The sequence below is a fragment of the Microcoleus sp. ARI1-B5 genome, assembly GCF_036705795.1.
Lineage (GTDB): Bacteria > Cyanobacteriota > Cyanobacteriia > Cyanobacteriales > Microcoleaceae > Microcoleus.
Window position 1 is genome coordinate 60,701 of sequence record NZ_JAUBVK010000037.1, and the last position, 7,869, is coordinate 68,569.

5 protein-coding genes are annotated in these 7,869 nt (G+C 46.1%); 4 read left to right on the forward strand and 1 reads right to left on the reverse strand.

Features of this window, described 5'->3' with window-relative positions; translation table 11 throughout:
* Nucleotides 1-51 precede the first annotated feature (51 nt).
* The 4 genes from QUB63_RS30955 (at nt 52) to QUB63_RS30970 (ending at nt 3,489) form a co-directional block, all read left to right on the forward strand.
* Entirely contained in the window at nt 52-2,487 is a 2,436-nt protein-coding gene (locus QUB63_RS30955) for a dynamin family protein (RefSeq protein ID WP_332949204.1), read from the forward strand.
* Nucleotides 2,488-2,525: 38 nt separating this feature from the next.
* Entirely contained in the window at nt 2,526-2,729 is a 204-nt protein-coding gene (locus QUB63_RS30960; protein WP_332949205.1) for a hypothetical protein, read from the forward strand.
* A 101-nt stretch (nt 2,730-2,830) separates the two neighbouring features.
* The gene (locus QUB63_RS30965) at nt 2,831-3,247 is read left to right on the forward strand and encodes a KGK domain-containing protein (RefSeq protein WP_332949206.1); all 417 of its coding nucleotides are present in this window, start codon (nt 2,831-2,833) and stop codon (nt 3,245-3,247) included.
* Nucleotides 3,244-3,489 carry an HNH endonuclease gene (locus QUB63_RS30970; protein WP_332949207.1) on the forward strand — a complete coding sequence of 82 codons (246 nt, stop codon included), beginning with the start codon at nt 3,244-3,246 and terminating at the stop codon, nt 3,487-3,489. The genes QUB63_RS30965 and QUB63_RS30970 overlap by 4 nt, the downstream gene beginning before the upstream one ends.
* Before the next feature lie 267 nt (nt 3,490-3,756).
* Here the strand turns inward: QUB63_RS30970 and QUB63_RS30975 are convergent, their stop codons facing one another.
* Nucleotides 3,757-7,569, reverse strand: coding sequence for a glycoside hydrolase family 2 protein (locus QUB63_RS30975; RefSeq protein WP_332949208.1), 3,813 nt, complete (start codon nt 7,567-7,569; stop codon nt 3,757-3,759).
* Nucleotides 7,570-7,869 lie beyond the last annotated feature (300 nt).

Sequence of the window (7,869 nt, forward strand, 5' to 3'; positions counted from 1 at the left end):
CGAAGATTAACAACAAGCTAATTTTCCCACAATCAGGAGCATTCTGCCGCGATGACTCAAATGCCCCCTCAATGCAACAATCTGCAAGAGCAAGTTGACTCTTTACTGCAACTGCTGCGTCAGGAACCGTCTTTGCGACAACAAGATATCACGGCGGTACAAGCTTCTCTGAAAAAGGCAATTTCTCCTGAGTTTGAGATTGTGTTTGCGGGCGCTTTCAGTGCGGGAAAATCGATGCTGATTAATGCTTTGCTGGAGCGAGAATTGCTCTACAGTGCTGAAGGACACGCGACTGGTACTGAATGCTATATCGCCTATGCTGAATCTGCTGATAAAGAGCGCGTTGTTCTCACTTTTTTGAGCGAAATTGAGATTAAATCTCAAGCGTATGCTCTGTGTTCTCAGTTGAATTTAACTACTGAAATCGATATTAATCAAACAGATGTAGCGACTAATTTATCTAAGGGATGTCAGACAATTATCCAACTCGAAGGTGGAGAAAATAAATCGGAGCGAGCTAAAAAAGCTAAGGCTTTGATACTGTTGCTAGAAGGGTTTGAAGCGAATCGCGATCGCATCCAAACTGTGGAAAATGCAACTTATTCGATGGCACAGTTTAATTTTTCCAATCTCAAGGAAGCTGCTAGTTATGCGCGGCGCGGTAGCAACAGTGCTGTACTCAAGCGAGTTGAATATTATTGTTGTCATTCGCTGCTGCAAGATGGCAATATTATTATTGATACGCCGGGAATTGATGCGCCTGTCAAACAGGATGCGGAATTGACTTATGATAAGATTGAAAGCCCGGATACTTCGGCGGTAGTCTGCGTTTTGAAGGCTGCGTCGTCTGGGGAAATGACGACGGAAGAGACGGAGTTGATGGAGAAAACGCGATCGAATCCCGGAATTCGCGATCGGCTGTTTTACATTTTCAACCGCATTGACGAAACTTGGTACAACGCGCAACTGATCCAGCGCTTGGAAAATCTGATTAATTCCGACTTTCGCGACACAGCCAGAGTCTATAAAACCAGCGGGTTGTTGGGATTTTACGGGAGTTTGATAAAAGGGACAACCGGGCGCGATCGCTTTGGTTTGGATAGCATATTTGCCGCCAGTCGCGATCGGGTAGATGCAGACACGAAGGCGGGTAATAAAAGCGAAAACAGTGAAGAAACACCGCAATTTGTCAGCGAATTTAACCGCTACTGCGCGAATTCCGGCAAACTGTCTCCCAGCAAATTTCGGATTTCAGTTAACAGCTACGAAACGCCAAGTCAAAACTACGTGCGGATTCTTGCGGAACAAGGTCAACCGTTAATTCAGCAATTAATTCAAGATAGCGGTATCGAAGATTTTCGCACAGGTATTACCGATTATCTCACAAAAGAAAAGCGCCCGCAACTGTTCAGAAATCTCGCTGACGATTTAGAGGATTTGTGCATTCAACTGCGGAAACAGTACCAAACAATCCAGCGGAATTTGGACAGCCAGCCCCGCGAAATTGAAGCGATGAAAGCCCAAGAACTTTTGCGCTTAAATCAAGAATTGCAGCAAGTCGGACAGGAATTTCGGGAACATATCGCCAAAGAAGTCAATGACACGATTATGAACAGATGCGATATTTTCGATACAGATTTTCGCCAACTGCAATCTCGGATGATCCGCCGCTTGGATGAATTGTTAGATGGATTTTCGGTTGAGGCAGCTTACGGACGCACTTTGATGACTCATCCGCGCAATGCTACTGCACCTTTAATTGCGGTTTTAGTTGAAGCGCTTTATTATTTAGCGAATCAGTTGGAAGATATTTTAGTAGAGGCTACTAAGTCACTGGTTGATAACTATTTTCAGTATTTAAAAGACAGTGTTCGCAAATCGGAATACTATCGATTGCTTTATCGGTTGTTGGGGAATGACGGGGGAATTGAACAGCAGTTACAGGAGTTGTCACAGCAGGTTTCTCGTGCTTTGGTAAATGCAGCGGGCGTGGAGTGCGATCGCTACGTGCGAGAAAGTCCGCGTTTTTACGACGAAGGCACGTTTTCGATTTATCAATTCCGGGAAACATTGCAGCAAACATCCCAAGGTTTCGACTGCGAAAACATGGTGGACGCGCAACCAGCAATTCGGCAATTGTTGAGGCTAGATTTTGAGCCGAAAGTATCTCGAACTATTCGGCAAACTTTCCGCCAAACTGTCAACCAAACGCTGAAAGAGCATTTGTTACCGATGGCGGAAAAGCAAGCTGATGATATTTTGCAGAAATACAGTCAAGCCCGCGATTATTTGGAGAAAACTTTGGCACAGGAAGCTGAGGAGAAAATTGCTAAGAATCTGCGGCTGCAAGCTGAGAATGAAGAGAAGATTCAAGAGTACGATCGGGCGGTTTCTGGGATTAATAGTTGTTTGCAAGCGATGAAGTTGCACGAGCATTTGTTGCCTGTAATTGGAGAAAATAATAGCGTTGCGGTGGATTGTGAATGATTGTGCTATAATATTCAAGAAAGAGCGACTTTAATCCTATGAAAATTCGCCCAAAACTTCTCACAATAATAGACCAACTTCCCGATGATAAGTTGGCAATACTTCTCAACCTAGCGCTGTTTTTGACAAGAGGAAAAGCATCTGTTCAACCGATGCTTGAATCCCAAGCTTATCAAGATTGGCTGAGTGTGGACAATGACATTTATGACGAGCTATTTGCCGATGAATTTACGGTGCGGTGACAATCAAATTGGATTAGCTGGTATTAGAGTTGAGTCTGTAGTTAGATGCGCGTCCATCTTTACCTCAACAAGTCAATGATTACTCAAAACTAGGTTTAATTATGAATAATGATGACACCAAAGAAATATTTATTGAGTTAGATGATGAAGAAGTTTTGTGGTTGGTAAACGAATGGGAAAGTGTCAATAAAGATTTAGGAGTCAACTCCTATTTTAAGTACCCAATTATTAGTAGTGGTCAATTTCAAACTTATCTCAAAAACTCTATTAGCCTAGTAGAAAAGATAAAAGATGTGCTATTTGATGAAGGTATAGCAGGTAAAGTTCTTAGGTTTGGTTCTCAAGGATGGCAAAAAGGAAAAATTCGAGTTAAAATATGCGTAGAATTTTGCCCAGACGAACCAGAAGCGGAACAAACACCAGAAAAGAACGAATCAGAAACTCCCAAACCAGAATCACCCCTTGACGATTTGCGCCGCCAACTCCTCAATCAAGAAAATCAACCGAACAATTCATGAGCAAAACCCCCAGAATTCCCATTCCCCCAGAAGTCAGAAAATACGTATTTACTCGCAATAAATACCAGTGCCAAAGCTGCGGCCAAACCAAACTAGAAGCAGAACTGTCGATCGATCATATCATCCCCCTAGCGCGCAGCGGCAGCAACGACATCAGCAACCTGCAAACCCTCTGCCGCACCTGCAACCAAAGGAAAACCGACAAATTAGACCCGCGCTTTAAGCGACACTTTGACCTGTGATATCAAATCCGGTTACATTGGAATTTCGGAATTGTCGTAGGGGGGGGCGGGTTAATATAATTTGTCGATACTTGCAAATATCAGGGCGAACCCGCCCCTACAACACTTGAAATTGTATCATTCCGGCGCAGCCGGAATTGATATGATACAAAATTCGGGCTTTTTCCCCTCTATTCTTCAGTCCGCGGAGGCGGACATCGTTTGTATCGCCGCGAATTATATTCGCCGGGGATATTGTCAAAAGAGGTCAAAATAGAGTGGTAACTCCTACCATCGATAATACCGATAAGGATCGTCCCCATTCTCAAAATCCGTCTTGTAATCCGGGTGATAAAACTCCTGACTAGAACCGTTAAACACAGCACCATCCGCCTTAAAACTAGCCCCCAAATTAGCCAAAATCTGAGCATTTGCCCTGGTTTGCCGCCAGCGAGTAAAACGCAAATAAGTCTTAGCATCAGCATTCAAACTATCCGGGTCAATCTGAGAGAAAATCGCCACGCCCTTGCCAACTTGTACCCGGCTTAACAAACCGTCAGCACCGATTTCTCCCCCAGACTTAATCAACCAAGTATCATAAAAAGAGCGCGATCGCAAATCAGAACTGCTAAGCCCCTTCACCTCATCCCAACCCGGAACCGCCAGCGAGCCCCCAAAATCCTTCGCTTGCTGCAAACCCACGCCCAAACCCGCAGCAGGCACTTGACGCGGCAATAAAAACGCCTTCCCGCCACCATTCAAATAAGCGCGCAAATCTGCATCTTTCAGATTCGCCTCTGCCCCCACAATCGCCAAACCAACATCCTGAGAAAGCGCATTAGCCCGCTGATAAATTACCCCCAAACTGTCCAACTTCTGCGCATCCCTGTCTCCCCCAATTAAAACCACTTTATTCGGCTTTCCAAGCACCGGAGAATTCATCCCGTAACTCACAATTTGTTGCACTAACTGCGCCGCCCCACCATCTACAGAATAATGGTCTTCCAAATCCAACTCGTTTAAAATCAGCCGCCCTTTTCCGTAATCCAATTCCATCAGCGGCGAATAAGCTAAATCAAACTCAGATTCCAAAATTGGCCGCCAACCGCTGCGGTGCGGCTTCTCCATTGAAGCGCTGCTGACTGCGCCGCGATTTCCCCAATGCCAGCCGTACCAAGGCATATTTGCCGGACTCAATCTCGATCCAGTTTGAGTTGTATCTGGATAAGCTTCAACCAGCGTGCTTTCCCCCATCCAATCGCGCAAATCTTCACCGTCTAAACCGCTAATTGCTGGATGGCTGCTGTCAACTGGATAGGCGCGGCGACTGACGTGTTCGGCAACCCGCAAACCCATGTTTTTCAGCCATTCCCGGCGCTGAGCAAATACCATTGCTTTGCCGCCGTTTCGCACGAAATTTTCTAAATTTCCTGGCAAATTTTGCCCGCTAGAAAAAGCTTCCCGACCGATAATTAATAGCGATGAAACTTGCGAACCGTTCCAAGGCACAAGACTATAACCTAACTGCTTTAACATTGCCGATGTTTTGCCAACAGGATCGAAGATTGTCAGCGCATCCTTGACTTTGGCTTGACTGGCAAACACCCGGAAAGGAAATGTATCGGAATGCGGGCGATCGCCAATGCGTGCAGTCAAGCGAATTTCGCCGTCAGCCTTGCTAGAAATTGTATTTGGCAATTTCACGTCAATTGGGACAAATAGCGTGCCTGCTGTCTCAATTTTCCCCTTCTTTTCGCCAGTTGCCACCTCTTCTCCCCCGACCCTAACTCGCCAATTTAATGCAAAATCCTGCGGCCCTCTGGTATCGTTAATTAATACTATTTGCTTAGCCAATTTGCTGCCTGCAAAAAAGCTGTGATCTTTGGCTGCAAAAGCCTGATTAGCACCAGCAATCCAAGCCAAAGTCGGACCGTTATTATTCATAATTGCCTCCCCTGCTGGATAAATCTTGTAAGCTTCTGGCTGCAAATGATGCATCAGATTGTTCGACACTTGCTTCAAATAAACACCCCGGCGACCCGATTGAAATCCTCCCAGATCCACCTTGGTTCTGCCAGCATCCGAAACATCCCAACCGTGTCCTTGCTGCCAAGGAATCATCCCCCCAGACATTCCAAAAGTCCGCCAAGTCCGCCAAGTATTTGTACTGAATAAATACTGCAACTTTTGAAAAGCCGGTGCAAAATCTAAATCCTTGCTCATGTGCCAGCTTTTATACTGCATATCCTTGACAAATTGCTCGCGAACTTTACCTTTATAAGTGGGAGTTTCTAACTCGTAAGCCTGTTTGCCAAAGTAAATTGCTGCAAATTCAGTCATCCAAGGTTCGCTAACAATCACTTTATCAAAACCTTGGCGGTTTCGCATCATTGTAGCGTGCAGGGGCGTACCAAATTCCACGACCATGTAGGGCATTTCTCCGGTTTTGCTCCACTCAGAAATCCACTCTTCCCTCTCTTGTAACGGCATCACATTTAAATAAGAGTTCAGCGAATAAACATCGCCAAAAGTGCCGCCTTGGTGTACCATTACAGGTCTGGTTGGATCGGCCGATTTCATAGCAGCAAAAGCTTCATTTCCTAAGGGAGTTTTTGCCCGCAAACGCTGGTCTTCCACGGGGCCGATTGTTCCTTCTACTGTTTTCTTGCCGATGCGGCGGGGATTTTGGTCGTCACCGTTGCCGAAATAATTAGGACTTGTCGCCCACATTAATACGGAGGGATGATTGCGGTAGCGGCGCATTTCTGCTGCCATTCGTGCTTTCCAGCGGTCTATGATTTGGCGGTTATTCCACTGTTCGCTCCAAGCTATGGGAGTAATATCTAAAGCTGGAGCCATAATTGGAAAACCTTTGAGGTCTGCTCTTTCGGAAAATAGTTCTCGGAAGTGCCATCTACCCCGTTCGTCGTGATTCCAAGGCCAGATTTCTGCTATATTGAAACCGGCTTTGACATAGGCGTCAATTAAACTGTCTGAAACTTCTACTGTGCCGCCTTCCCAAGTATCGGAATGCAAGGCTGGACGCAGGCGAAATTCGGTGCCATTTAAGAAAAACTTGCGCCCTTCTACCCAAAATTCGCGGAAGCCGAAGGGTTGGTTGTATTGCGTGTTAACGCCGCTGCCTGTTACTTCTAGTTGCAGGGTGTAAAGGTTGGGTTTGCCGGCATCCCAAAGGCGGGGATTTTGCCAATTCCACTGGACTTGTAGGGTTTGAATTGGTTTGGCTTGAACGCTGGCTGTTCCGGTAAATTTTTGTTCGACTTTGCCTTTTTCGTCGAGCATTTGCGCGACAAGCTGAACTTGACCGTTTTGGGTAATGTCTTTGAGTTCTACATCTAATTTAACTTGTTTCTTTCGGGTGGAAGTTTGGACGAATACGTCGCTAATTAGCGGGCCTTGCGCCACGCTCAAAACCCGGACTTCGCCGATAATTCCCCGCGATTGCAAGTTGGATTTTGTGGTGTAGATTTCTGTAGGACTCATAATCACGGCTTTTTCCTTTTCGTCGGATACTGCCGCGACTAAAATAGATAGGGTGTTTTGACCTGGTTTTGCTACTTTGGTGATTTCAACATTGCCGTAGGGCCATTCGATTTGACCGCAGTTAATGCCGTTGACAAAGATAATTGCATCGGTGCTGACTCGGGCTAAGTCGATAAAAATTCGGCGGTTTTTCCAGTCGCCGGGAATGTCTATATTTCTCTGATACCAAGCTTTTGAGAGTTGTTTGCTGTTGAATTTTTCCCAGTCTTTGCCGGTGCCGCGAGTGATGATTCCGGGTATGAATTCGTTTTTTTCTTCTTGCCAGTCTCCGGGTACTTGGATGGAGCCCCAACTTGGGGAGGCGGGGGGATTTTGGGGGTTGCCAATGGCGGGGACAAATTGCCAGGTGCCGTTGAGATAGATTTGGTCGCGCTTGTTGTCGATCGCGCTGGCGGTAGCTGGAGTAAGATTGGGAAAGCCGATCGACATTACTGAGTTGCTGACAGAGTTGGGATTTTGCAGCGCGTAACCGATGAATCCGAAGACGATGGCGGCTGCGAAAAATAATCCGATAATCTTTGCCAGCTTGTGATTCACGGTAAGTTCCTCCCAGAAATCAGCTTATCCAGTTTGTCCCTTCATTTATAATAAGCTGCTGCGCGCATCAATTGCTGGGTTTCGACGACTGGAGAAAGGCTAGAGGGGGAGAGGGAGAGATGGGGAGAGGGGGAGAGGGGGAGAGGGGGAGCATTTTTCTAATTCCCTTTGACTGTCAACTGTCAACTGTCAACTGTCAACCGTCAACTGTCAACTGTCAACCGTCAACTGTCAACTGTCAACTGTCAACTGTCAACTGTCAACTGTCAACTGTCAACTGTCAACTGTCAACTGTCAACT